The organism is Massilia sp. LMS1-1-1.1 (assembly GCF_040815535.1).
Taxonomy (GTDB): Bacteria; Pseudomonadota; Gammaproteobacteria; order Burkholderiales; family Burkholderiaceae_D; genus Janthinobacterium; species Janthinobacterium aestuarii.
Map to the genome: position 1 here is coordinate 39,985 of NZ_JBFPNG010000002.1, position 23,082 is coordinate 63,066.

Genomic DNA, 23,082 nt, shown 5'->3' on the forward strand with positions numbered 1-23,082 from the left:
CGCGCCGCCGGCCTTGCAAAGAGCATAAGATCAGTCTGTCACCGCCACGGCGCTGATACCCACTCGCAGCGACACCCCACACAGGAGCGGCAATATGAAAACCAACGGATCGGCCATCTGGTCAGGCGGCATCAAGGATGGCAAGGGCGCCATCAGCACGCGCAGCGGCGCCTTGCAGGAATATCCCTACGGCTTTGCCAGCCGCTTCGAAGGCAAGCCCGGCACGAATCCCGAGGAATTGATCGGCGCCGCCCACGCGGGCTGTTTCACCATGGCCCTGTCGCTGATCCTCGGCGAAGCGGGCCTGACGGCGGAAAAGATGGAGACGACGGCCGAAGTGACCCTCGACAAGGTGGACGACGGCTTTGCCATCACGGCCGTCCATTTGATCCTGAAAGCGAAGATACCGGGCGCCGACCAGGCGAAGTTCGAGGAATTGACGGGCAAGGCCAAGGCTGGCTGCCCCGTATCGAAGCTGCTGAAAGCCAACATTACCCTGGACGCCACCCTGCTGCCCTAGATTTTAGGCACGGGCTTGACGGGTTCCACGGCAGCGACGGGCGCCACCAGCGGCAGGCGCGAGTCGCTGGCCGGCAATGGCCGGTTCATCAGGCCGGGATTCAGGGCGGCATTGTTCAGGTTATACGCGGCAATCGCCGCCGCTACGGATGGGTCTTGCGATGACGGCAAGGGCACGGCCTGGCCCGCTGCTTGCGCGGCTTGCTGCTGCGCCTGGGCATTTTGCTGGGCCAGCTGGGCCTGGGCCGTCGCCGCCAGTCCTGCTTGCGCCTGTAACTGGGTATCGCGCGCCTGGGTCTGCGCACGCGCGGCCTCTGCCTGCGCCAGCAGCTGGGCATCGCTGTCGGCCAGCTGTGCCGAGGTCAGCCGTGTACGCTCCATCGCATCGGCTGCCGCCTGCGCCTGCTCTTCGCGCTGCGTCTGCTGCAATTGATCCTGGCGTAACGCGTCAAGGCGCGCATCTTCCTGCCGCAGGGCCTGGCGTTCGGCGTCCAGGCGCTGCGTGTCGATATCTTGGGCGTCAAAACGCCGCTGGCCGGCCCGCTGCGCCTGCTGCAGGTCCTGCCCGGCTGTCGCCGGTGGCGGCCGCAGCTCCTGCAAGTCCAGATTCAGCTCTTCCGCTTCCAGTTGCTGCTGCAGTTCCAGCTGCCGCTGCGCGATGGCAGCCGTTTGCGGCGGCGCCCCGTCGATGGGCTGCAGCTGCGTGGCTTGCGACGCCTGCACGGCGCCGGACGGCAATGTTTCGCCTGTTAAATCCGCTTCGACATTGGTCGCCAGCGGCGCGCCCTGCTGCCGGGCCAGCACGGCGCCCACCTGTGCCAGCACGTCCGTTCCCTGTTGCAAGGCGTCGAGGGTGGCATTGCTGTCGGCCGCATAGGCGGCTTGCAACGTTGGCGCATCGACATCTTCATTGCGCAAGTCGATGCCGATACGGGCCAGCTGCGCTTGCGTGAGCAAGCTGCCGTCCTGCGCCAGCGCGGCGGCCGCATCCGTCGTGCCGTCGCCCGACAATAAATCGTAGCGCTGCGCCAGGCTGCCCGGCGTGTCGCCGGCCGTCGCCAGCTGGCTGGCGTCGATGCCGCTCGTTTGCAGCTGGGCGAACGATTCCGTCAACTGCCGCGCCAGCGCCAGCAAGTCGTCATTGACATTCACGGGGGTATTTGCCGCCCTGGCCTCTTCCGTGGCGCCCTGCAAGGCCAGCAGTTGCCGGCGCGACAAGGCCACGCCGGACAGGAACTGGCCCAGCGGGGAGATGTCGACCTGGGTCGAGGATTGGATGGCAAGGGCCGCCGCCGCGCTGGACGGCGGCACGGGCAGCGCTGGCGCCAGCGGCGCCAGCGGTACCGTCTCGCCCACGCGGGGCGTGGCCGGGATGGTGTTGGGCACGGTTGCGCGCGAAATCGGGTCCATGGCTAGCCTCCACTGCGGAAAGCTTCATAGTATGCGCGTCTGAAAGAAAAGCAACACACGCTTTGCAAGGCCGCTGGTGTGCTGCTTCAAGCTGCGGTGTTAAGCGGCAGCCTTGTCCAGCGACAACATGCGCTCGACATAGCGGGCGATCAGATCGATTTCCAGGTTGACCTTGCCATCGACCGTCAAGTGTTTCAGGGTCGTCATGGCGATCGTGTGCGGGATCAGGTTGATCGAGAAACGGCAGCCGTTGACGGCGCCCGCGCCCAGGTCTTCCACGCGGTTGACGGTCAGCGACACGCCATTGACGACGACGGAACCCTTGAAGGCCAGGTATTTCGCCAGCTCGTGCGGCGCTTCGATCACCAGTTCCCACGATTCGCCCACGGCTTCGAACTTGCGCACGATGCCCAGGCCGTCAACGTGGCCCGAGACCAGGTGGCCACCCAGGCGCTCGGCCAGGGTCAGGGCTTTTTCCAGGTTCACTTCCGTGGTGGTATCAAGTCCCACCGTGCAATTGAGGCTTTCGCGCGAGACATCGACGGCAAAGCCGGTGTCCGATTTTTCCACCACCGTCATGCAGGCGCCATTGATGGCGATGGAATCGCCCAGGGCCACATCGGCCAGCGGCAAGCCGCCCGCATGGATGTTCAGACGCACGCCGGCATCAAGGCCGCCGTCAAGTGCTTGCACGGTTTCAATCTTGCCGATGGCGGCAACAATTCCTGTAAACATGAACTAACCCTATAAAGTATAAAAGTATTAATTGCGCTGGGCGAATCTTGCAAGGATACGCACATCTTCGCCCACTTGCTGAACCTGGTGAAATTGCAAAGTGCGCTGCTGCTTGATATCCGTCAATGCGGGCAAGTCAAACATGCCTTGTGCATCGCCCAGCAAGGTGGGTGCCAGGTAGACCAGCAGCTCGTCAACGCAGCCTTCGCGTATCAGCGAACCGTTCAGCTTGGCGCCGGCCTCGACGTGGACTTCATTGATTTGCCGGCGCCCCAGTTCCAGCATCAGCGCGGGCAGGTCGACCTTGCCGTCCCCGTTCGGCAACACGATGACTTCCGCACCCAGGGCACGCAACTGCGCTTCCTTTTCCGGGTTGGCGACGGCCGCCACGATCCACGTGCCGCCACCTTGCAAGATGCGCGCGTCGAGGCTGATGTCGAGCCGGCTGTCGACGACGATGCGGCGCGGCTGGCGCGGCGTCTCGACGGCGCGCACGTTCAGTTGCGGGTCATCCGCCTTGACCGTGCCGATGCCCGTCAGAATCGCACAGGCGCGCGCGCGCCAGGCGTGGCCGTCGGCGCGCGCCAGCGGCCCCGTGATCCACTGGCTTTGCCCATTATGCAAGGCCGTCATGCCGTCCAGGCTGGCCGCCGTTTTCATGCGCACCCACGGCTTGCCGCGCTGCATGCGCGAAAAGAAGCCGATATTCATTTCATAAGCCTCGTCGGCCAGCACATCCGTGGTGACGGCGATACCGGCCGCTTGCAGCTTGGCCAGTCCCTGCCCCGCCACCAGCGGGTTCGGGTCCGTCATGGCGGCCACGACGCGGCCCAGTCCCGCGCGCACGAGCGCATCGGAGCATGGCGGGGTACGGCCGTGATGGTTGCACGGCTCCAAGGTGACATAAGCGGTGGCGCCGCGCACGTCGTTGCCGCGCGCCGCCGCATTGGCCAGCGCTTGCACCTCGGCATGATCTTGCCCGGCCGCCTGCGTCACGCCGGCGCCGATCACCTGGCCATCCCTGACGATCACGCAGCCGATGCGGGGATTGGGCGAGGTCGTGTACAGACCGCGCGCCGCCCATTCCAGCGCCAGGCGCATGCCATCGATATCGTTGAGTATTTCCACGGGCTACTTTGCTTGAAGGTGAGTAATTGATCAGTCTTGCTACGAACTGTCGGCCACGCCGCTGCAATTGGCCGCTTGCTGCTGCGGATCGCACACGCGCACCCTGCCCAGCATATTGATTTTAATATGGCGCACCTGCTTTCCCAAAGCCAGGGACAAAGTACCCCAGCGCGCCGCCAGACTATTGGTCGCGCTGCAACTGCGTCCTGCGCCATTGTAGGCGATATAAAACGGCGCCGTGGCCGACGAGAACACGAACTGGGCCGTGATGCCCTCCGGCAGCGGCCCCTGGCGGAACAGCAATTCATCATCGCCATCGAACGCCAGGCTGGAATTGCGGTCGATGAAGATCAGCCAGCCCGTGCGCCAGTCCGTGCCACCGGGCCCGGCCGGCATCAGCAACACGCGCTGTCCCCGCGCCATCGCCTGCGCCCGCGTCAGTTCGATGGCCGAGAACAAGTCCGTGGCCGCCGCGCGCACTTGCTGGCGCGCCAGTACCTGCTGCAAGCTGGGCAAGGCAGCGGCCGCCAGCAGCGCGGCAATCGCCAGCACGGCCAGCAATTCGAGCATGGTATGCCCGAGGGTGCGTACAGTCCACGGTGGCCGCTTGCGCGTCATGGCCTAGGGCCAGCAATGGCTGGCTGGGCCGCTGCTGCCGCGCTGGCCCGTGCTGCTGAACGACAGCACGCCGCAATCGGCATCCTGGAATTGCGCATCAACCTTGGACGTGCCCGGCATGGCGCGCAACAGCACGCATTGCCCGATCGCCAGGCCGGGACAGGCCAGCGCCTCGATTTCATATGCGCTGCCGGCCGCGCCCCCTTCGCCCGACCACCATGGGAATTGCTGCGACTGCTGCGCCGGCGATGCCGAGGAAAAGGCCAGATAGCGGTTATTTTGCGAGTAATAGCGCTCCTGCTGCTGCATCAGGCGCAGCAGGGCCGCCTGTCCCTGCACCCGCTTGGCACGCACGACATGGCTGTGATAAGCGGGCACGGCCAGCGCCAGCAGCAAGCTCATGATCGCCAGCGCGGATAGCAGCTCGATCAGGCTGAAGCCCTGCGGGTTGGCAGCAGGAGTTCCACCGTTCGCAGCGAACCCATTCCGCCTTGCCAGCGTCCCCATGCGATCTCCCTCTTTCCCAAAAAGCGCCCGCCGGTACGATGCGTGTGCCTTGCCTGGGCCTATTTTTTCTTGGCCGCCTCGTGCAATTCGCGCCAGTTCGCCACTTCGCGCCAACTGAGGCGCCTCGCCGGCAACGGCGCGCTGACGACCTTGAGACCCGCCGCGCTGGCCGCTCCGGGCAAGCCAGGCTGCAGCACGGCCAGTTCCTTGCGTCCCTCGGCCCGCCCTGCCGCCGTCGCGGCGCCCACCGTGCTGTTCAGTTCCAGCGCCAGCGGCGGCGCGCGCGCCAGGCCATCGAACAAGCGCCCCGTCTGCGCGCCCGCCTGCACGACACCGGCGCCATCGGCCGCAAAGCCGCTCAGCACGTCGAGCACGTACAGGCGGGTGGCCGGCCTGGCGCAAGGATCGCGCCCCGGCAGGACGGTATTGAACAGCACCTTGCCGGCGGCCAGCACGGCACTGTTGATGCTGCGTTCGCCCGTCTGCGCGGTATCGAGAAAATCGAAGTACCAGCCGCGCATGGCATCGCTGCCCGTATAGCGCAGTTCGGCGCCATCGACGCGCACGCCGCCTGCCGCTTCGCTCAGGCTGCGCTGCTCCAGGTCGGCCCGGCTGCGCGTGGGGGACGACTTCCGCACATCGTCGTGCACGGCGTAAAACGACTGCGGCAGGAAGGCGGCGGGCCAGGTATCGGCCGCCTCGACCAGCTTGCCCGTGCCGAACAGCAACAGATAGCCGCCACCGGGCGCGTAGGCCACGTTCAGCTGCTGCGTCACGGGCTGGCGCCGGCCCTGCGCATCGCGCGCGACAAAGACGAGCTTGCGTCCCTGCCCCTCTTTCCATGGCGGCCCGCCAGCCAAGTCGAAGCGCCAGATATTGCCCTGCAAATCGCCCGCATACAGGAAGGCCAGCGCACCGTCGCTTCCCGGCACCACGGAAGGCGGACCCAGCGCGTGGAGGACGGCATTGGCGCCCGTATCCGCCTCGCTGCCATGACCACCATCACCGCCACCGCTGGCCACAGGCACCTTGAGGCGGAAGTAATTACTTCCCAACGTCCATGTTGTGCCGGGCGCCTTGTCCAGCGCCAGCAGGAAGATGGCGGCGGCCGATGCGGGCGCCGTCGTGTCCTTGCCGTCATTGACATAGTTGTTGTAGCCGCTGGCGACGATGGCAAAATCGCGGTAGGTCGGCGCACCCTCCTTGCCACCCATGTTGATGCGGGCGAAAGCGGGCGGCGCACGCACGTTGCCCATCAGCCTGTCGTCTCGGTCCGTAAACTCCCACACTGCCCCGTCTTGCGCGAAGCGGGCCGGGTCGGTGATATCGAGCGCAAACACGCCTTGCGCCCCGCCGCCCATGCCCGACACCAGCACCGTCTTCCAATGTCCGAGCGCCAGCACTTCCGCCGTGGCCGCCGCGCCGTCAAGCAGCGGGCCAGGGCTGTAGTGAGTGCTCGCAGCGGCTGGCGCAGCGCGCAGCAGCGCTTGCGGCAGATAGGCAAACAATTCGCTGCCCGTACGCGCATCGAACGCATGCAGCAAGCCATCGTTGGCGCCCAGGTACAGCATTTTTCGCCGCTGCAGCAGCGCCTTGCGGTGCACGCCATAGCCGGCCCCCGGCATGCCCGGCCCCGGCGCGCCCACGTACAGCAGATTGCCATGCGGCGCGGCACCCAGGCTGCCTGAGCGGCGCCGCAGGAAGCCGCCCGGCTGGCCCACCTCGTGCGTGCGCTGGCCCAGCAGATACGCCAGGCGCTCCTCGCCCCGGCCATCGCCGCCGTCGAATGCGCCGCGCTGCTCCGTATCGAGCCCCTTCCAGGACAACGGCATCAAGGTACCCTTGGCGTCGAGCGTGTAGACGGGACGCAAGGCCGGCGGCGGTCCATCCGGCACGGGCTTATCCAGTCCGCCGGCGCGCCACCATGGCTTGCCGGGAAGCACTGCGCCATCTGCGCCCATGGCAAACGCGGTGCGCGACACGGTCATGCCGCCATCGGCCAGGCCCAGCTGCGTCTGGAACCAGTATGCCTCTTCCGTGCCGCTGGCCAGCGCCATCAGGGCCGGCCCCGCGAGCGTCGCCGGCAAGGTAGCCTTGTCGGCGGCCACAAAGGCTGCGCGCAGTCCCGCGATCAGGGCGGCCGGATCGCTGCCGGACAAATAATGGGCGGGCCAGCGGCCATCCAGGCTCCACTCGTCCAGCGCATTGCCCGTCGCGCTCTTGAACGGGTTGGCGTCGCCATTCGCATCGAGAAAGCCGCCATATTTGGCCGCCAGTAGCAGTGGTGTGGTGGCGGGCACGCCAGCCGGATCGCCCCGGCGCAAGTCGCCTGCGTAGTGCTCGACCTTGGCAACGCCGTCGGTCTTGCCGCCGGGACGCAAGGCCTGCACATGCGACCAGTAAGCCAGCCCCGCCGCATGGTAGCTGGCGCCGCCCACCCCGTCGGCCAGCAATTCCAGTGCCGCCAGGTCCGGCCGTGGCGCGGGATTGCCGGGTGTGCCGCCACTTTCCAGGCTGCCCACCGCATGCGTCCACACCATCGCGTCGAACGGCGGCGGCGCAAAGCCATCGGCGGCGCGTGCACGGTCGCCGTTGGATGCAGGAGCCACAGGAACATTGCCGGGCACATAGCGGTCGCCCGCCATGCCCGCGTCGCCGAGGCTGACAACGATGTGGCGCTGGCAATTGGCCGTTTGCGGATCGCTCCATGAGGTCACGACCGGCAAGCCGTCGTCGATGGCAGGCGGGGCCGTGGCGGGTGGCACGACGGCGCTCGCTTGCCTTCCCTGCAGGTAACGCAGCGATTCGTACAGCAATTCAGCCAGCGGTGCTGCCTTCGCGTACGCGCCCGGATACCCGGCATTGCCGCGGCCGAGGCCATTGATGTAAGCGGTCACCCCGCCGCCAGAGCCTGCGCTTTGGACTAGGTACACGCCGTTGGCGGGATTCCACTCGGCGTCGGCATTGTCTTGCGGCATAAACTCGGGCGCCGTCCAACGCTGCCTGCCCACGTGGGCCAGCGGCGCGCGTAGCACGCCGCCATACACGGGGCCGGCGTTGCCGGACGCGCCGTTCAAATGGCCAAACACGCCCACGCGTACCCTGCCGCCATGGCGCTGCACGGCGCCCACCGGCTTGTAGTTCTTGCCATACGCAAGGCACAAGTCGTCGCGCAGCGGCCCTTCTTCCGTGTCGCAAACGCGCACGCGCGCGAGGAACACGCCGTGCGTGGCTGCAGTGCCGGGCGCATCGCAATTGCCGCCCGGGGGCAGACTGGCGTCGCCGAACAGCAGGCGATTACGGCAGGAAACGATGGCCAATTGCGCCAGCGCAAACGGCGTCGCGGCCGCCACGCCTGTCTGCAGTATCTTGCGCGGGAAAAAGACGGGGTGGGCAAAGAAATCGATGGAGCTGTCGGCATCGGGCAAATAGGCGCGCTGCAGCACCGTCTTGCGCACTTCGTCGATGACGCGGTCGCCGCCCGTCAGCGCATAGCGCACGATGTCGAGCATGCTGGCGCTGGCCCAGTTGAGAAAATTGCCGCTGAAACTGTCGCCGCCGCAGCCATGCAAGGCATCGGCCGGTTTCAGCACGGAGAAGTAAGCGGTCGCTACGCGCAAGTCCGGCAGCATGACGCCGTCCTTGCTCCGGTACGGATAGCTGTAGCACATGCGCGCATGGAAGTACCCTGCGTATTCGCGCTGCGGCGCATAGTCGCCCCCATGCGCGGCAGCGGCGGCAGCGTGCGTGAGGGACAGGTTGAGCAGCAGATTCGGCGGCACCCTGGCGCCGTACAAACCCGCGTCGGCCCGCGCCAGCACCACGGGAGGAGCGGCCGCGATGGCGGCGCCGCAAGCCAAGCAAACGAGGCCGACCAGCAGCGGCCAGATGTACCAAGGCGCCCTCATGGCCCCGCTCCCACCGCCTGCTTGCGATAATAACTTTGCAGCACGACTTGCGTGCTTTCCTGCGCGCCAAAACCGATGGCCGTGATGCGGTACACATAGCTTTCCGTGGCCATGCCGCCGGCCGCTGCCGTGGCCTGCGCGCCGGGCGGGTGAAACGGCAGCAGTTCGATCAGGTAGCGGGGCCGGCGCGACGGCAAAAAACCCTGCCCCGTCTGCATGACGGCGCCCGTAAACTGGCCATACGGCACCGCGCGGCTGCCAGCGTCGGCACCATCGAGATCCGTACTTAGCCAGAGCGGCGGCGCGTCCGGCGCCGCAGGCAGGCACAGGCCCAGTGCGCCTCCCTCGCCGCACCCGTCCGCAAACCCTGCCGCACTGCCTGGCGCGAAGAGGCTGCTGCGTCCGGGCGCACCAGGTAAACCTTCGATATCGTTCTGCGCATCCACCAATGCCTCCTCCGCCGCCTGAAACGCGATCTGCCGGTCGCGCTCGCCGCGTGCCGCCTTTTCGCCCTGCAAGGCCATCTGCGCCGCCGATATGCCCAGCAGCAAGATGATCACCAGCAGGCACAGCACATACACGAGGGTGGCGCCACCGTGGCGTACGCAAGTTGGGCACCACGGTTTGCAACGGCGGATGCCACTGCCTGCCATCGCGCTGCCCGCCTAGGCCGGCCCGTTGCGCAGCATGATGCTCGTCTGCACCAGTTGCCGCAGCCGCGAGCGCGTCGCGGCGGGCAAGGAGGCGCGCGCGATGCGCACGCCCGTGTCGCCGGCGCCGTGCGCCTCGGCATACGCCTTGCCGAACAGGTCGAACTGCGCCGGCCCCAGTTCCGCCATCTTGTCCGCCTGGCCCGCCTCGCCATGCAGCAGCAGGGCCACGCGCACGCTGGCCACGCGCTTCCAGTGCGTGCGCCGGTGCAGATCGCGCTGGCGCGCCGCCGCATCCGCCCCCTCCAGCACCAGCGCCGCATCGTAGGCCTCGAGCGCGCTGGCGTTGACATAGCGGTTCGCCACGCCGTCGGGCGGCGTGTCCGTGTCGAGGCCATACAGCACCTGAAAACCGTCGACGCCGCGAATGATGGCGTCCGCGCCCCAGCCGTTCTCGCCACGGTATTTGCAGCGCAACTCGCCCTCGCCATCGGCACCTTGTGCCACATAGAAAATGCTCCAGCCCCGCTGCGCCTCCGTTTGCGCGGCACCCACGCCGAAGCCCGCGCAATTGAGCACGGAGCCGTCACCGCCCTCTTCCTTGCCGGCGCCGTAATAGCGCAGGGCCAGCACATCGCTGCCGTGGAGGGCGCCGGGCAGCGCACCGCTGATGCCCTCGCTGTTCTTGCCCAGGCTGCGCGCATCGAGTCCCGCCACATTCGCGCTGTCGTCATCGGCATGGGCGACGGGCGCGGCGCTGCTGTCCCAATTCACGTACGCCGTCTGGCGCACGGCGCGGGCGATGGTGTCGAGCGCATAGCGGCCGTTGTCATCGAGCCGCGCACTGGCGGACTGGTCGCCATAACTGCCGCTGGCCGCCAGCAGCACGCTACTGGCGGCCAGCATCAGCAGCGCGCCCAGCGACAGGGCCACCAGCAATTCGACCAGGCTCATGCCGCGATGCCGATACAGGACCTCGCTCATGCACCGCCTCCGCCCAGCTGGAATGCCAGCCTGGGCAGCGACTCGCCTGCCGCATTCACGGCGGGCGAGCCATCGGGCAGGCGGCCGCGCCAGCCCAGCTTGATGACGATGGGTGCGCCCTTGCCGCCGCTGCACGCCCACTGCAAGCCTTGGGCGGCGGCATCCCATGCGGAAGTGTCGCGGCAGATATGCAGGCGCGCGTCGGGCAAGGCCGCATGCAGCCGCTGCTTCCATTCGGCGATATCGAATTGCGCCAGTTCGGCCGCGCTGCAGACAGTTGCGCCGAAGCAGTCGGGCGCACCGCCGCCTGCTTCGGCGTCGTCCGCCGCCGCGTAGGCCACGTTCAGGTAGGGATTGCCCGTATCGGGGCCATTCATGAGCACGCTGTTCGCGCGCATGCGTTCTGCCATACCTGCAGCCAGTTGCACGCCCGCCGACAACAGCGCCGACTCATGGCGCGCGCGCAGGGAGTGCAGTTGCAGGATGCTGGCGCCCAGCAGACCCAGCGCCAGCAGCAGCAGCGACACGAGCACCTCGACGAGGCTGCTGCCACCGGCAGGAAACATAGTGCGACCGCCATTGCGCATGCGCTACTCCCTTCCGCAGAAAGAGTCGCAGGAACAGGCGGCCCAGCTACAAGATAGGCGCGCGCAAAAAGCCGGGTCTGCGCTGGCGCAAACAACACGGCAATAAGATGGGAAGAACAGCGGTGGGATTGATCAGGCCGCTTGCCAGGCGAACCTTGACGTGGTGAACGTCAGAGCAAGCGTCAGGGCTTGCGCGCCTGCCCCACTTCGGCGATCGCATCCTGGAATTCGGCCAGGTCTTCGAAATTCTTGTAGACGGAAGCGAAGCGGATGTAGGCGATCTTGTCGAGGCGCTTCAATTCTTGCATGACGAGTTCGCCGATATAGCCGGAATCGACTTCGCGCAAGCCGCTGGTCAGCAGTTTTTCCTGGATGGACGCGATGGCCGTATCCACGGAGGCGGCCGCAACGGGACGCTTGCGCAAGGCCAGCATCAGACTGCCGCGCAACTTATCCGCAGCGAACTCCGTCCGGCTGCCATTCTTTTTGACGACGGCCGGCATGATAAGTTCAATCCGTTCGTACGTGGTAAAACGCTTGTCGCATTTGCCGCAGCGGCGGCGGCGCCGAATGGCATCCCCTTCCTCCGATACGCGCGTATCGAGAACCTGGGTGTCGCCGTGCTGGCAAAATGGACATTTCATGGGCTGGCTACAACTTTATAGTAATAATTACGGGAAATCGCCGCCCTTGTACAAAGGGCGCCCGAATCACTCCGGGCGCCCTTGGGCACGAAGGAATGTGTCATACAGAATCTTACTCCGTATGACACATTCTGGACAAATTATTATGCGGCGTACACAGGGTGCGCGTCGGCCAGTACTTTCACGGCCGCTTTCACGCGCTCGATGGTGGCGGCGTCATGCGGATTGTCCAGCACGTCGGCGATCAGGTTGCCCACTTCTTCCGCTTGCGCTTCCTTGAAACCGCGCGTCGTCATCGCCGGGCTGCCCAGGCGGATGCCCGAGGTGACGAATGGTTTTTGCGGGTCGTTCGGGATACCGTTCTTGTTGCAGGTGATGTGCGCGGAACCGAGGATGGCTTCGGCTTCCTTGCCCGTCAGGTTCTTGGCGCGCAGGTCGACCAGCATGACGTGCGATTCGGTACCACCGGAAACAATGCGCAGGCCGCGCTTGATCAGGGTTTTCGCCAGCACGTCGGCGTTCTTGATCACTTGCTTCTGGTATTCGACGAATTCAGGGCTCAGTGCTTCCTTGAAGGCGACGGCCTTGCCGGCGATCACGTGCATCAGCGGGCCGCCCTGGATGCCAGGGAAGATGGCCGAGTTGATGGCTTTTTCGTGTTCGGCCTTCATCAGGATGATGCCGCCGCGCGGGCCACGCAGCGATTTGTGCGTGGTCGAGGTGACGAAGTCGGCGAACGGCACCGGGTTCGGGTACAGGCCGGCGGCGATCAGGCCGGCGTAGTGGGCCATGTCGACCATGAAGTAGGCGCCAACTTCCTTGGCGATCTTGCTGAAGCGTTCGAAGTCGATCTTTTTCGAGAATGCGGACGCGCCGGCGATGATCAGCTTCGGCTTGCGTTCGCGGGCCAGGCGCTCCATTGCCTCGTAGTCGATGTCTTCTTCCGGCGTCAAACCGTAGGACACGACGTCAAACCATTTGCCGGACATGTTCAGCGGCATGCCGTGGGTCAGGTGGCCGCCTTCGGCCAGCGACATACCCATGATCAGGTCGCCTGGTTTCAACATGGCAAAGAACACGCCCTGGTTCGCTTGCGAGCCGGAGTTCGGCTGCACGTTCGCGCATTCGGCGCCAAACAGCTGTTTCACACGGTCGATGGCCAGTTGCTCGGCCACATCGACGTATTCGCAGCCACCGTAGTAGCGCTTGCCTGGATAACCTTCGGCGTACTTGTTCGTCAGCTGCGAGCCTTGCGCTTCCATTACGGCTGGCGACGTGTAGTTTTCCGACGCGATCAGTTCGATGTGATCGTGCTGGCGCGTGTTCTCTTTTTGAATGACGGCGAACAATTCAGGATCGACGTTGGCGAGGGTGTGATCTTTTGCAAACATGTAAAAACTCCAAGTATGAGGGTGCTTGTACTGGCAGATTGGATCGAATGAGGGGAGCCGACGTTAAGTGAATAACAACATTGGACAGGCAGCCTCTTCGTGCTTTTCCATAGTGGCTACCCAGGCGAACGGCTGATGAAAAATCTCACGTTTCCCGGTGGGTGCCCACCTTTCGCCGGTTTGCCGATCACCATCCATGGAGATCGCCCGACTTTTCGCCAGTCACGTGAGACGTAATGGAATGCAAATTGTAAGTTAAGTGCCGAAATTGAGCAAGGAATGCAACCGTGCGGCTATAATCGCCGCGCGCCACCGCAGCCCGGACATGGCCACAGGCCGCCCGGAGCATGCCTGTAGCTCTTAAGCTGGACTTAAACCTGGTCATGGCTTGTAAGCGTATGTTACGAAGCTTGCCATTGCACACGCCAGATTTACAATGCTGCGGTGCAACTTATATGCAGCTTTTGCATGGCTTTCCAGCAAGCGCCCACAGTCACAAGAAGAAAAATCGCGTAAAATGTTGCTCAATCTCACTACTGGCGCAATAAACATGCCTTCAGTCTTTACCTGGAACGTACGTGTCTACTATGAAGACACCGACGCCGGCGGCATCGTCTATTACGCTAACTACCTGAAATTCTTCGAGCGCGCGCGCACCGAATGGCTGCGCGCCATCGACGTGGGCCAGCAGGAATTGCTGGAGCAGCATGACGCGATGTTCGTTGTCAAAAGCGTTAACGCCGACTATCATGCGCCAGCCAGGCTCGATGACACGGTAAGATTGACATTAAGTATAGAGAAAATGGGGCGCGCCTCCATCGTTTTCCTGCAACAAGCCTGGTGCGGCGACTGCCTGCTCAACACGGCACGCGTCAAGATCGGCTGCGTCGATTCGGCACTGCGCCCGCGCGCCGTGCCCGATGCGGTAGCGGCCCGCATGCGCGCTGCCTGAACCCCACCCGCCACCCCGGATAATTCACCCAACAGACTGCCAGCCAATGAACGTTACACAAGATCTTTCTTTCCTCGCGCTCATCTCCAATGCCCACCTGATCGTGCAACTGATCATGGCACTGCTGCTGCTGATTTCCCTGACCAGCTGGACCTACATTTTCCGCAAGATGTTCGCCGTGCGCCAGGCGCGCAAGCAAACCATCGAATTCGAACGCAGCTTCTGGGCCGGCGGCAACCTGCATGCGCTGCACCAGAACGCCAGCGGCAACCGCGACCAGAGCGGCGCGCTGGCCCGCATTTTTGATGCCGGCATGGGCGAATTCATCAAGGGCAAGGCTTCCTACGGTTCGCGCGACGCGCTGGACGTCGGTGCCGTGCTCGACGGCGCACGCCGCGCCATGCGCGCCGCCTTCCAGCGTGAAATGGACGTGCTCGAATCGCACCTGGCCTTCCTCGCTTCCGTCGGCTCCGTCTCGCCGTACATCGGCTTGCTCGGCACCGTCTGGGGCATCATGAACGCCTTCCGCGGCCTGGCCAACGTGCAGCAAGCCACCCTGGCCGCCGTCGCGCCCGGCATTGCCGAAGCGCTGATCGCCACCGCCATCGGCCTGTTCGCCGCGATTCCCGCCGTCGTCGCCTACAACCGTTTTTCGCATGACATCGACCGCCTGGCGATCCGCTTCGAAAGCTTCGTCGAGGAATTCTCCAACATCTTGCAGCGCCAGTCGCGCTAAGAGGGGGCAGCGTCCATGGGTTCCTCATTCAATAGCGGCGGCATGCGCGGCGGCCGTGGCCGCAAGTTCAAGTCCGAGATCAACGTCGTGCCGTACATCGACGTGATGCTGGTGCTGCTGATCATTTTCATGGTGATGCCGTCGTCGAACAATCCCAGCGTGGTGAACTTGCCCAACGCGGAAAAGTCGGCGAAACCGCCCGATGACTATATTCAGATCGTGCTGAAACCGAATGGTTCGCTGTCGATCGGCGTCATCGGCAAGGAGCAGCTGTCGCCGGAAACGGAACCGAACCGCGACGCCCTGCTGCGCAAGCTGCGCGGTTTGCACGAGAGCAATCCCGACTATCCCGTGATGATCGCGGGCGACAAGGAAAGCAAGTACGACGATGTGATCCAGCTCATTTCGGAAGCGAAAAAGATGGGCATTACCCGCGTTGGCCTGGCCACCAAGTAAGCGCAGCATCCTGTTTCCAGACTTGACCGTTTTTAGATAGACTAGACTTTGCAGAACAAACAAATCGACCATGTACTCGGCAAGCCCTACAGCGTGCCGCGCGAACGCAGCCGCTGGCCCTCGCTGGGCCTGGCGCTGGCGATGCACCTTGGGCTGCTGTTTTTCCTGTGGGTGGGCGTACACTGGCAAAATACGGAACCTGTCGCCGTCGAAGCGGAAGTGTGGGACATGAAAGTACAAACGGCCGCGCCGCCGCCCGAAGTGGCGACGGAGCCGGAGCCGACACCGGCCCCGCCGCCGGAACCGGAAGTGGAACAGCCGGCCCCGCCGCCACCGCCGCCGGTGGCCGCGCCCGAGCCGAAGGTCGACCTGCGCGAGGCCGAGATCGCCCTCGAGCGCAAGAAGGCCAAGCTGAAGGAAGAAAAAGAGAAAGCGGCAGCCGAAGAACGCCGCAAGCAGGAACAGAAGGAACGCGAGGAAGAAAAGCGCGAACTGGAAAAACAGAAGCAGAAAGAAAAAGACAAGGCTGACAAGCTGGAAAAAGAAAAGGCCGACAAGCTGGAGAAAGCCAAGCAGGCCAAAGAGAAAGAAAAAGCGGCGGAAGAAAAAGCCGAGAAGGAACTGTCCGATAAAAAAGCGGCGGCGGAAAAAGCTGCCAAGGCGAAAAAAGCGGCGGAAGAGAAAAAGGCCGCCGACAAGGCACGCGCTGCGGAAATGAGCCGCATCACGGGTGCGGCGGGCGCCGGCACGACGGGCACGGCCGAGAAATCGACCGCGCCACGCAAGGACAGCGGCTATGTCGCTGCCCTGACGAGCAAGATCAAGAGCAATATCGCGTACAGCGGTAGCACGGACGTGCCGGGCAACCCGCGCGCCGTGTTCAAGATCGAGCAACTGCCAACTGGGGAAATTATTTCGGTCCGAAAGATTAAAAGTAGCGGCCTGCCGGCGTATGACAGCTCGGTGGAAAACGCCATTAATAAATCGTCGCCACTGCCGAAGAAAAAAGACGGCACCGTGGAACGCGAGATTGAACTCATATTCGAGATGAAGGATTTGCCTAAATGATGACCATGAAAAAAATGAGCTATGTCGTGCTCTGCGCCAGCCTGGTGCTGGGAGCGTCAAGCGCCCAGGCGCAGCTGCGCGTGGAGATTACGGGGATCGGCAGCAACCAGATTCCGGTGGCTGTCGCCAGCTTCGTCAATGAATCGGCGGCGCCGCAATCGCTGTCGGGCATTATCAAGGCCGACCTGGCGCGCAGCGGCGTGTTCAAGCTGATCGACGCCGATGCGCCCGTATCGGAAACGGCGCCCGTCAGCTACGAGCAATGGAAGTCGCGCGGCGCCGACGCGCTGGCGGCCGGCACCGTGCAAAGCATGGCCGATGGCCGCCTGGACGTGCGCTACAAGCTGTTCGACACCATCAAGGGCGCGCAGATTTCCAGCATGAACAATGCGGCCGCGCCGCAGTTCAACCGCTTGCTGGCGCACAAGATCGCCGACGATATCTATGAAAAGCTGACGGGCGTCAAAGGCGCGTTCGCCACGCGCATCGCCTACGTCACGCAATCGGGCCGCGAATACCGGCTGGAAGTGGCCGACGCCGATGGCGAAGGCATCCAGGTCGCCCTGCGCTCGAACGAGCCGATCATTTCGCCTGCCTGGTCGCCGGACGGCACCAAGGTCGCGTATGTGTCGTTTGAAAAGAAAAAGCCCATCGTCTACGTGCAAAACCTGGTGACGCGCCAGCGCACCATCGTGTCGAATGAAAAAGGCAGCAATTCCGCGCCGAGCTGGAGCCCGGACGGCTCGCGCCTGGCCGTGGCCCTGTCGCGCGACGGCCATACCCAGATCTACACCGTCAATGCCGACGGCAGCGGCTTGCGCCGCACCAGCACCAGCAGCGGCATCGATACGGAACCTCAATTCTCGGCCGATGGCCAAAGCATTTACTTCACCAGCGATCGCAGCGGCGGACCACAAATCTACCGTATGTCGGCCAGCGGTGGCGAAGCCAAGCGCGTGACGTTTGGCGGCTCCTACAACATCAGCCCGCGGATCTCGTCCGACGGGAAGACTCTTGCTTATATTTCCCGTCGCGACGGCAATTTCCAGCTCTACGCGCTCGACCTGGCTAGTGGCCAGGAACTGCGCCTGTCGGACACCGCCAACGACGAATCACCGAGCTTTTCGCCCAACGGGAAATATATCATGTACGCGACCGAATCCGGACGACGCAAGTCGCTGGCAGTGGTATCGGTGGATGGCCGCGTCAAACAGCGTTTGACTACGCAAGCTGGCAATATCAAGGAGCCCACCTGGGGTCCTTTTATGAAGTAAATGCTGTACAGTTTCACCTTTAACCATGACCCGGAGAATAAAAATGAGTAACTTTAAAAGTTTGGCTTTCATCGCCGCTACCGCAGCTCTGCTGTCCGCCTGCAGCACCCCAGTCAAAGTAGCAGAAACCCCAGTGGTTGAGCGCGCTCCTGAAAAAGTCGCAGCTCCAGTTGACACCCGTCAAGTTCAGCCAGTGACGACCGCATCGGTCGATCCACTGGACGATCCAAAAGGCGTGCTGGCTAACCGCAGCATCTACTTCGACTTCGACAAATACGTCGTGCGCGAAGCGGACACCCCAGTCGTACAAAACCACGCTGCTTACCTGGTGAAAACGCCTAGCCGCAAAATTCTGATCCAAGGTAACACCGATGAACGCGGTGGCGCTGAGTACAACCTGGCCCTGGGCCAGAAACGTGCTGAAGCCGTGCGCAAGTCGATGGCAGCCCTGGGCGTGCCAGAAGGCCAAATGGAAGCCGTGTCGCTGGGCAAAGAAAAGCCTAAAGCACAAGGCAGCAACGAAGCAGCATGGGCAGAAAACCGCCGCGCTGACATCGTTTATTGATGTTGACAGGTGAGCGCGCCAGCATTGGCGCTTACCTAACTGGCCAGTCATAGGCATAATAATGGGGCGCAGCGCGGTGATTCACCGCCCGGCGCCCCGTTTGCATGTTTGCGTAACCTTAGAAAGCCCGACCCATGATGACATTCTCGAAAGCCGGCGTCGCCGCCGCCTTGATGGCCGCGTTTGCCTACCTGCCCCTGCACGCCAACGCCGCCCTGTTCGATGACGACGAAGCGCGCAAGGCCATCCTCGAGCTGCGGGCCAAGGTCGACGCCATGGCGCGCGACCTGAACAGCCGCGTCGACAGCAAGGCGGACAAGACCAGCACCCTGAGCCTGATCAACCAGCACGACCAGACCATGCAAGAGATCGCCCGCCTGCGCGGCCAGATCGAAGTGCTGGGCAACGACCTGGCGAATGTGCAAAAGCGCCAGAAAGATTTCTACACCGACATCGACGCGCGCCTGCGCAAGCTCGAACCGCGCCAGGTCACCATTGACGGCCAGGAAGCGGCCGTGGGCGTATCCGAGCAAAGCGCGTACGAATCCGCGTTCGGCCTGTTCAAGTCAGGCGACTACAAGGGCGCCGTCACGGCCCTGGACGGCTTCGTCAAACGCTATCCGGAATCGGCCTACGCGGCCAACGCGCAATACTGGCTGGGCAACGCCTATTACGCCCAGCGCGACTGCAAGAGCGCCATCACGGCCCAGCAGGCAGTGCTGAAGAACTACCCGGACAGCCCGAAAGCGCCCGACGCCATGCTCAACATCGCCAGCTGCTACACGGAGCTGAAAGACAAGGCCAACGCGACCAAGACGCTGAACGCCCTGATCTCGCGCTACCCTGACTCCAGCGCGGCCCAGGCCGCCAAGGAACGGGGCGGCAAAAAGTAAAAGCGGGGAAAAAGTTGCCCGTTAGGTTTGACAGAATCCCGGGCACCCCCTATAATCTTTCTTCTTCGGGTCGTTAGCTCAGCTGGTAGAGCAGCGGACTTTTAATCCGTTGGTCGCAGGTTCGAATCCCGCACGGCCTACCACGAATACGCAGTACTGATCTGCTTGCGAGTTGTTATAGCAAGCATTTTTTTACTGCACAGTATTACCGAAGTTGTTGTAAAAAGTTTTTGGGTCGTTAGCTCAGCTGGTAGAGCAGCGGACTTTTAATCCGTTGGTCGCAGGTTCGAATCCCGCACGGCCTACCAAATACTTCAGAGAAGCCAACCGTTCGCGGTTGGCTTTTTTGTTTTCAGCAGCATCACTTGCACGCGATGCCATCGCTGACACAAATCAAACGCCTTGCCACCTGCGATACAGCTTTATCGGACCGTCGTATAATCAGACAATCATGAACGCCACACCATCCTCGACCATGTCCGAATTTGCTACAACGGAAGCAGCCGAAACCTATGAACAATGGTTTCGCGCAAAGGTGCTGGCGTCGCTCAATGATGACCGCGCCACCGCCTCGCACGAGACAGTCATGGCGCAACTGAGGAAAATCGTCACGCCGCAGACTGACGGCCATGCTGCCGATTCAATGGAAGGTTGAAGCTCAAGAAGATTTGACCGCGATACTCACGTATATCGCGCAGCACAACCGGCCGGCAGCGCTGCAGCTTTACCATGACATCGACAACGCCATCTCCCGGCTTCCCTGCCACCCTCACCTATACCGGTCCGGAAGAGTTTCAGGCACGCGCGAACTGGTTGCCCATCCAAACTATGTCGTCGTGTATCGCGTTGAAGCAAGCGCGATAGAAATTCTTGCCGTCATGCATACGCGGCAACTATATCCTTGAGCAACAATACCTCCACCCTTTTGCATGACGCCCGAGTTTCTAACGCGACACCAGCGCCTGCCTCCCGGCCAGATGCGCCACCACGCTCCCCATCACCCGCCCCAGCGGCACCTCCACCCAGCGATAAAACGCCGCACCGGCCGCCAGGCTGGCGCCCCAGGCCGTCAGCATGCCCAGCGCCTGCCACTCCGGCTCGAGTGGCACGTAGGTGACAAACAAGGCATTCACCAGCAGGCTGACGGGAAAGTGGACGAGGAACACGGCGTACGAGATGCGGCCCAGCGCGTTGATGACGTTCCAGGCGCCGCCCTGCGCAGGCGTGCGGGCGCGGCCGAACAGGAACAGGGCGCAGGCGACGATCAGGGCCAGGGCGATGCGGCTGCGGTAGTCGACGGCCAGGGCCAGCAGGACGGGCACGGCGGCCATGGCCATGAGCGCGGTCATGGCGCCGGGTTTGCGGGCCGGATCGCTGGCCCACCAGGCCAGCATGCCGAGACCATAGCTGCCGAAGAAATACGGCGCCCAGTTGTCCCAGTCCGCGTCCAGATTGAAATACAGCAGGGAAAAGGTAATGCCCACGGTGACGGCCAGCGGCATCAGCCAGTGCCGGCGCCGCTGGCCCGCCACGCGGCCGCTCAGCCACAACAGCGATACGGTCAGCAGATACAGCTGAAAATCGATGGCCACGTACCAGGCGCCGGCCGACAGCGATTCATAGCCCAGCACGCCGTGCAGCAGCAAGGCATGGGCGCTCAGCTGGCCCAGGGTGACGGCGGCCGACATGGAGTCGTGCTGCATCCAGATGCCGGCCACAGGCGTGATGATGGCCGCGAGCAAGGTGGCAGCCAGGAAAGGCGGCGCCAGCTTGGCATAGCGGCGCCAGACCGCTTGCAGAGGGTTGGCGATGCCGGGGCGGCCTGCGGGCGAGAGCGATTTGGCGACGAGAAAGCCGCCGATGACGAGAAACACTTGCACGGCGATGCGCGCGCTGCCACCGAGCCAGTCCAGCAGCTCGGGCCACAGCGGTTGCACGTAGTCGGACATGGGCCCGTAAAACGCCAGATGGTGCAACACGATCAACTGCGCCGCGCCCGCCTTCAAACCATTGATCCAGCCAAACTGCGGACGATGTGCCAGGTCCGCCTGTGATACCACTGCTGCTGCCGTCATTCCCTATCCTTGCCGTGCCAGGTAGTCTCGCCAGCCATGCGCGCAACGGGCGCGCGGCCGAGGATTTACCGAAAGGCCGACATCATAGCCGAGCCTGGCACTTCGGTGACGCGCGGCAGACGCCCCATATCAATCCTTGCGCGAAAAATCGGCACGCAACAGGGTCTGGATCACGCTGCCGCCCTGCTCGTTCGCGCGCACGGCGACCGCCATGGACGGCATGACGAACAGCACGCCATCGTGCTCTTCCCAGGTATCGAGCAGTTGCTCCAGTTCGCGTCCCAACGACTCCGGCCGCCCGATCTGCCGGGCCAGCTGCGCCTCGCACTTGCCGTCATAGCCGACGCGGCGCGGGCACTCGTCGATACGCACGAACGGCGTCTTGCTCTCACGCAAGCGTGCGGACAATTGCGCGGCCACCGCCGCCGGCGTGCCATCGAGATACAAATGGTAAGACGGCACACGGCAGCATCTCCCGGACAACAATAGCAAGCCGACCCTGGCGCCGAATGCGGCCGAGGAAGCTGATGGCACATAGGCAAACGGCGGCGTGTTGCCGTCCCATACAAAAGTCTTGCGCTGCTCGGCGGCGTTCGCCCCGCGCCAGCCGGGCTGGCAGGCGGCATTCGCGGCAGCAAAACAGCTACGGTAGCCCGTCTGATCGCTGATAAATAATTGCTCGACCGCATTACGCGCGCCGGCAGCCTCGGGCGCGGTGCCGTCCGGCCGCACTTCCCAGCTGCCCGCGCCGTTCTTGTGCCATGCCAGCGCCGTGCGCGACCAGGCCCATAACCGCTCGTATGGCTGGAATTGGTAGGTGGGCGTATCGGCCAGGTAAATTCTCGGCAGCGGGATCGGGTCGCGCCGCTTGCCGTCCGCATCGACGACAAGCACCACGGACGGCGCATATTCGCTGTCGACATATGCAAACGACGTTCCATCGGGCGAGATGGCCGCCAGGACATACGCGTGCAGGTCGCCGTCGCCTTCTGGCGGACTGGGCAGCACAGTGGTTTTCAGGGGCAAGCCACGCAACAGGAAACCGGGGCGCTGGTCGCCGGGAAAATAGCGCACGCCGGGGGACAATGGAAAGCCATGCGTGTACGTCTCGGTGCCCCGGTAGCCGTCTTTCGACGCCGCGATCTTCTCGACCACGACCTTGCCCGCTTGCTCGTGGACCAGCGCCAGCACGCTGTCATCGTCAGGCAATCTGACGAAATAGACGGGCTGGGCGAAGTCGGTCCAGCGTTCGATGCCATCGGTGGTCTTGACGACAACTTTGTCGCCATGTATCAGCCGCATGAAATTGTTGTCCGTGGACATCAGGGAGCCGCCACCCTGGCGGTACTCGACCGACAAGGCGGCAAACCGCCCGTACGTGTCGGCCTTGGTCACCTTTTCGCCGCGCCGCAACACATCGGCATATTCGCCCGTGGCCGGCTCCGTGTAAGGCCAGCAGCCAGTGAGCAGTACGAAAGCGGTGGCGCAGCACCAGCGATAGCGTGCAGGAATTCTCATGCGTGATCAACCTTTCAGCTTGAGACTGCACTCCAGTGCTGCAAATTCGGCAATCTTGCAGGCATTCTACGACAGATTCAGGGCTGATTCGCTTGCGGCTGCGCCAGGATGGCATCGAGCAAGCCGGGAAAGCGGCTCTCGATATCGGCGCGGCGCAAGGTGTTCATATGCGTCGTGCCCGCGTTTTCCGTGTAGACGAGGCCCGCTTCGCGCAAGACCTTGAAATGGTGGGAAACGGTCGACTTCGGCCGCCCGCCGTCCAGATCGCCGCAAGCGGCCGCGTCGACTCTGGCCAGGTGGCGCACGATGTCGAGGCGAATGGAATCGCTCAAGGCGTACAGCACTCTTTCGAGCACGAATTCGCTGGCGGCAGGATGTTTGTGTGGACGCATGTGCAGAATCATACAGCATGCGCTATACTAATTCCATTCTTCGAATATTTACGAACTTCCGAATCAGCACTT

Annotated in this window: 24 protein-coding genes, 2 tRNA genes and 1 riboswitch; of the genes, 12 read left to right on the plus strand and 14 right to left on the minus strand. The window is 63.5% G+C overall.

Annotation, left to right across the window (positions count from 1 at the left end; genetic code table 11):
• Window positions 1–94 precede the first annotated feature (94 nt).
• Window positions 95–520: an OsmC family protein gene (locus MRBLMS1_RS09095; protein WP_034759136.1), complete on the plus strand. Its 426-nt coding sequence runs from the start codon at window positions 95–97 to the stop codon at window positions 518–520.
• On the opposite strand, the gene MRBLMS1_RS09100 is transcribed toward MRBLMS1_RS09095, so the two are convergent.
• From MRBLMS1_RS09100 to glyA, 11 genes are all read right to left on the minus strand, one after another.
• On the minus strand, window positions 517–1,929 hold the full coding sequence (locus MRBLMS1_RS09100; protein ID WP_485879079.1) for a hypothetical protein: 1,413 nt from the start codon (window positions 1,927–1,929) through the stop codon (window positions 517–519). The two genes, MRBLMS1_RS09095 and MRBLMS1_RS09100, sit on opposite strands and share 4 nt — an antisense overlap.
• A gap of 99 nt (window positions 1,930–2,028) precedes the next feature.
• The gene (locus MRBLMS1_RS09105) at window positions 2,029–2,664 is read right to left on the minus strand and encodes a riboflavin synthase (RefSeq protein ID WP_035826106.1); all 636 of its coding nucleotides are present in this window, start codon (window positions 2,662–2,664) and stop codon (window positions 2,029–2,031) included.
• Between the two features lie 27 nt (window positions 2,665–2,691).
• The gene (gene ribD / locus MRBLMS1_RS09110; protein WP_485879081.1) at window positions 2,692–3,792 is read right to left on the minus strand and encodes a bifunctional diaminohydroxyphosphoribosylaminopyrimidine deaminase/5-amino-6-(5-phosphoribosylamino)uracil reductase RibD; all 1,101 of its coding nucleotides are present in this window, start codon (window positions 3,790–3,792) and stop codon (window positions 2,692–2,694) included.
• Between the two features lie 39 nt (window positions 3,793–3,831).
• Entirely contained in the window at window positions 3,832–4,410 is a 579-nt protein-coding gene (locus tag MRBLMS1_RS09115) for a GspH/FimT family protein (protein ID WP_485879083.1), read from the minus strand.
• Between the two features lie 3 nt (window positions 4,411–4,413).
• Window positions 4,414–4,917, minus strand: coding sequence for a type IV pilin protein (locus MRBLMS1_RS09120; protein ID WP_485879085.1), 504 nt, complete (start codon window positions 4,915–4,917; stop codon window positions 4,414–4,416).
• A gap of 59 nt (window positions 4,918–4,976) precedes the next feature.
• Window positions 4,977–8,825 carry a pilus assembly protein gene (locus MRBLMS1_RS09125; RefSeq protein ID WP_485879086.1) on the minus strand — a complete coding sequence of 1,283 codons (3,849 nt, stop codon included), beginning with the start codon at window positions 8,823–8,825 and terminating at the stop codon, window positions 4,977–4,979.
• Entirely contained in the window at window positions 8,822–9,478 is a 657-nt protein-coding gene (locus MRBLMS1_RS09130) for a pilus assembly PilX family protein (protein WP_485879088.1), read from the minus strand. Before MRBLMS1_RS09130 ends, MRBLMS1_RS09125 begins: the two co-directional genes overlap by 4 nt.
• Before the next feature lie 12 nt (window positions 9,479–9,490).
• Entirely contained in the window at window positions 9,491–10,459 is a 969-nt protein-coding gene (locus MRBLMS1_RS09135; RefSeq protein ID WP_485879090.1) for a PilW family protein, read from the minus strand.
• Window positions 10,456–11,025 carry a type IV pilus modification protein PilV gene (gene pilV / locus MRBLMS1_RS09140; protein WP_485879092.1) on the minus strand — a complete coding sequence of 190 codons (570 nt, stop codon included), beginning with the start codon at window positions 11,023–11,025 and terminating at the stop codon, window positions 10,456–10,458. Before pilV ends, MRBLMS1_RS09135 begins: the two co-directional genes overlap by 4 nt.
• Before the next feature lie 203 nt (window positions 11,026–11,228).
• Window positions 11,229–11,690 (minus strand): transcriptional regulator NrdR, encoded by a 462-nt coding sequence (gene nrdR / locus MRBLMS1_RS09145; protein WP_034759169.1) that lies wholly within the window; start codon window positions 11,688–11,690, stop codon window positions 11,229–11,231.
• Between the two features lie 143 nt (window positions 11,691–11,833).
• Window positions 11,834–13,081: a serine hydroxymethyltransferase gene (gene glyA / locus MRBLMS1_RS09150; protein ID WP_485879094.1), complete on the minus strand. Its 1,248-nt coding sequence runs from the start codon at window positions 13,079–13,081 to the stop codon at window positions 11,834–11,836.
• A 111-nt stretch (window positions 13,082–13,192) separates the two neighbouring features.
• Window positions 13,193–13,317: riboswitch (ZMP/ZTP riboswitch) on the minus strand.
• A gap of 314 nt (window positions 13,318–13,631) precedes the next feature.
• On the opposite strand from glyA, the gene ybgC reads away from it, so the two are divergent.
• The 11 genes from ybgC (at window position 13,632) to MRBLMS1_RS09205 (ending at window position 19,930) form a co-directional block, all read left to right on the plus strand.
• Complete coding sequence (ybgC, locus tag MRBLMS1_RS09155; protein ID WP_485879096.1) at window positions 13,632–14,033, plus strand: tol-pal system-associated acyl-CoA thioesterase; 402 nt, start codon at window positions 13,632–13,634, stop codon at window positions 14,031–14,033.
• A gap of 46 nt (window positions 14,034–14,079) precedes the next feature.
• The gene (gene tolQ, locus MRBLMS1_RS09160; RefSeq protein WP_128140080.1) at window positions 14,080–14,769 is read left to right on the plus strand and encodes a protein TolQ; all 690 of its coding nucleotides are present in this window, start codon (window positions 14,080–14,082) and stop codon (window positions 14,767–14,769) included.
• Window positions 14,770–14,784: 15 nt separating this feature from the next.
• Complete coding sequence (locus tag MRBLMS1_RS09165; RefSeq protein WP_223278896.1) at window positions 14,785–15,225, plus strand: ExbD/TolR family protein; 441 nt, start codon at window positions 14,785–14,787, stop codon at window positions 15,223–15,225.
• Window positions 15,226–15,273: 48 nt separating this feature from the next.
• Window positions 15,274–16,293 carry a cell envelope integrity protein TolA gene (gene tolA, locus MRBLMS1_RS09170; protein ID WP_485879098.1) on the plus strand — a complete coding sequence of 340 codons (1,020 nt, stop codon included), beginning with the start codon at window positions 15,274–15,276 and terminating at the stop codon, window positions 16,291–16,293.
• 5 nt (window positions 16,294–16,298) lie between these two features.
• Complete coding sequence (tolB, locus tag MRBLMS1_RS09175; RefSeq protein ID WP_034759574.1) at window positions 16,299–17,567, plus strand: Tol-Pal system beta propeller repeat protein TolB; 1,269 nt, start codon at window positions 16,299–16,301, stop codon at window positions 17,565–17,567.
• Window positions 17,568–17,610: 43 nt separating this feature from the next.
• Complete coding sequence (gene pal, locus MRBLMS1_RS09180) at window positions 17,611–18,132, plus strand: peptidoglycan-associated lipoprotein Pal (protein ID WP_034759187.1); 522 nt, start codon at window positions 17,611–17,613, stop codon at window positions 18,130–18,132.
• Window positions 18,133–18,266: 134 nt separating this feature from the next.
• On the plus strand, window positions 18,267–19,025 hold the full coding sequence (gene ybgF, locus MRBLMS1_RS09185) for a tol-pal system protein YbgF (protein WP_128140083.1): 759 nt from the start codon (window positions 18,267–18,269) through the stop codon (window positions 19,023–19,025).
• A 67-nt stretch (window positions 19,026–19,092) separates the two neighbouring features.
• Window positions 19,093–19,168, plus strand: a tRNA-Lys gene (locus tag MRBLMS1_RS09190).
• An 89-nt stretch (window positions 19,169–19,257) separates the two neighbouring features.
• Window positions 19,258–19,333 (plus strand) — tRNA-Lys (locus MRBLMS1_RS09195).
• A 143-nt stretch (window positions 19,334–19,476) separates the two neighbouring features.
• Window positions 19,477–19,680, plus strand: coding sequence for a type II toxin-antitoxin system RelB family antitoxin (gene relB / locus MRBLMS1_RS09200; protein ID WP_070300899.1), 204 nt, complete (start codon window positions 19,477–19,479; stop codon window positions 19,678–19,680).
• Window positions 19,655–19,930 carry a type II toxin-antitoxin system RelE/ParE family toxin gene (locus MRBLMS1_RS09205; protein ID WP_034759194.1) on the plus strand — a complete coding sequence of 92 codons (276 nt, stop codon included), beginning with the start codon at window positions 19,655–19,657 and terminating at the stop codon, window positions 19,928–19,930. Before relB ends, MRBLMS1_RS09205 begins: the two co-directional genes overlap by 26 nt.
• Window positions 19,931–19,969: 39 nt before the next feature.
• On the opposite strand, the gene MRBLMS1_RS09210 is transcribed toward MRBLMS1_RS09205, so the two are convergent.
• From MRBLMS1_RS09210 to MRBLMS1_RS09220, 3 genes are all read right to left on the minus strand, one after another.
• A complete protein-coding gene (locus MRBLMS1_RS09210) occupies window positions 19,970–21,100 on the minus strand; it encodes an acyltransferase family protein (RefSeq protein ID WP_485879101.1) in 1,131 nt (376 codons plus the stop codon).
• A 129-nt stretch (window positions 21,101–21,229) separates the two neighbouring features.
• On the minus strand, window positions 21,230–22,618 hold the full coding sequence (locus MRBLMS1_RS09215; RefSeq protein ID WP_485879103.1) for a hypothetical protein: 1,389 nt from the start codon (window positions 22,616–22,618) through the stop codon (window positions 21,230–21,232).
• A gap of 77 nt (window positions 22,619–22,695) precedes the next feature.
• Window positions 22,696–23,010, minus strand: a complete 315-nt coding sequence (locus tag MRBLMS1_RS09220; RefSeq protein ID WP_072456584.1) for an ArsR/SmtB family transcription factor — start codon at window positions 23,008–23,010, stop codon at window positions 22,696–22,698.
• Window positions 23,011–23,082 lie beyond the last annotated feature (72 nt).